General features: G+C 48.9%; 2 protein-coding genes. Both read left to right on the plus strand.

What is annotated here, in order from left to right:
- Positions 1-434 precede the first annotated feature (434 nt).
- The gene (locus tag ACGYK7_RS19100) at positions 435-989 is read left to right on the plus strand and encodes a hypothetical protein (protein ID WP_394403949.1); all 555 of its coding nucleotides are present in this window, start codon (positions 435-437) and stop codon (positions 987-989) included.
- A 186-nt stretch (positions 990-1175) separates the two neighbouring features.
- The gene (locus ACGYK7_RS19105; protein ID WP_394403950.1) at positions 1176-1547 is read left to right on the plus strand and encodes an HlyD family efflux transporter periplasmic adaptor subunit; all 372 of its coding nucleotides are present in this window, start codon (positions 1176-1178) and stop codon (positions 1545-1547) included.
- Positions 1548-1609 lie beyond the last annotated feature (62 nt).

The raw sequence follows: 1609 nt of genomic DNA on the forward strand, positions 1-1609 counted from the left end.
ATTCTACAATCAGACCGAACAACGGAAGCTGGGTCTCTAAGCCAATCCCCGCAAGGCTTTTCAGCCCTTCGATATGTGGGGTCTCCGGGCTGCAAAGCCTTGCTACCGTCGCGCCCAGTAGTGACATTCCTGCTTTGCAAACCCAGTGACATTTCTGAATGGTGTTTACAATGTTTGTAGCCGGGTGGATTCACAAACAAAGTGCGAATTCTGTACGAATACAGAGAGTTGCATGGAGTATGAAGAATGGGAGCTGTTTACAGCCAACTGAGTATAGCCTGCCTTTTATGTCGAAGAGCAAAGATTCAGGTACCGTTAAGCAACAGCGCTATCTACTCGCCGGCGCATCCTACCTAAGAGAAATAGCCTATAGGTCCTTGATGTATTATTAAAACATGTTGCAAGAACAAGGACAAAGCACGCGAGGGAAAACAATGGCTATAAAACAGTCCAAAAGCCTCATACGTGCACTTCTGGTTCTGATGCTCTTGGGAGCCATTTGGCTTCCTAAAGAAAGGCGAATGACCGTTTTTTTGACAGGTTACAGCTATTGGGACAACACGCCCCCGGCCTCAGCCATCATTGGGCGCCCCATCATACATGAAGTTGCTGCGGGGGTAGGAACTTACGACGATCCTGTAACCTTAGCGGTGGGCTGGCGGATAGATGAAGGTAAAGTATCAGAAGATTTCCAGCCTGGTACGAGGTTTTATATTCCCCGATTGCGAAAATATGCGATTGTTGAAGACCTGTGTGGGGATGGTGCTAAACCACAAGGTGGGCCATGTCACATCGGTTGGGAAGGGTACCATTGGCTAGATATTTATGTGGATGGCAGCACCCGAACCGCGGAGATAAGTCAGCAATGCATGGAAAAGCTTACGGGCATCCAGCCTGTCTTGATAAAGCCAAGAAAAGGATATCTCATATTACCCGGACCTATTGTCGAGACCGGGTGTAAAGTTTTCCAAGTTTCATTGCTGAAGTGAAGTTTTAACCTGCGCACTCAGCAATATTGGGTCAAAAGGTTTTGTGATAACGTCACTAGCCCCTAACTTAAGCAGTGCCTCTCTGCGGTAGCTTGCATGAGTTAACCGAAGGCGATCTCAAAGCAATCAAGCCAATAGATCTTCTTGGTAAGCCAATCCAAGATCAAGGAGACTGAAGCGCTTTCGATGCGCTATCAATCCCAGATTGAACAAACTATTAATGAACGTCAGACAGCTGCCTTAGATGAGTTTCAAGTGGTGCAATCCGAACTTGAAAGTGTTCGTGAGCAAGCCCGCAAAGCGCAGAATGTCTTGCGTCGAGCCGAAATACTTGCGCCTGTGTCAGACACTGTTGTGCGAATGCACTATCATACCGCAGGGGGTGTTATCGAAAGCGGTAAGGCCATTTTGGAGATACTCCCTACCGGTGAGCCGTTGATCATTGAAGTGCAGATTCCACGAGCTGAAATTGATGTCGTGCGCAAAGGCCAACCTGCTACAGTGCGCCTTACCGCTTTGAACCAGCGCACTACGCCGATCTTGGATCATGCCCCATAGCGTGGTGTAACTCGCGGCTGGCCGGGCGCTTTCGACGGCCGAGCTGATCAGTCCGTCTGAGT

It is taken from the genome of Sulfitobacter sp. 1A15299, assembly GCF_043556915.1.
Taxonomy (GTDB): domain Bacteria; phylum Pseudomonadota; class Alphaproteobacteria; order Rhodobacterales; family Rhodobacteraceae; genus Sulfitobacter.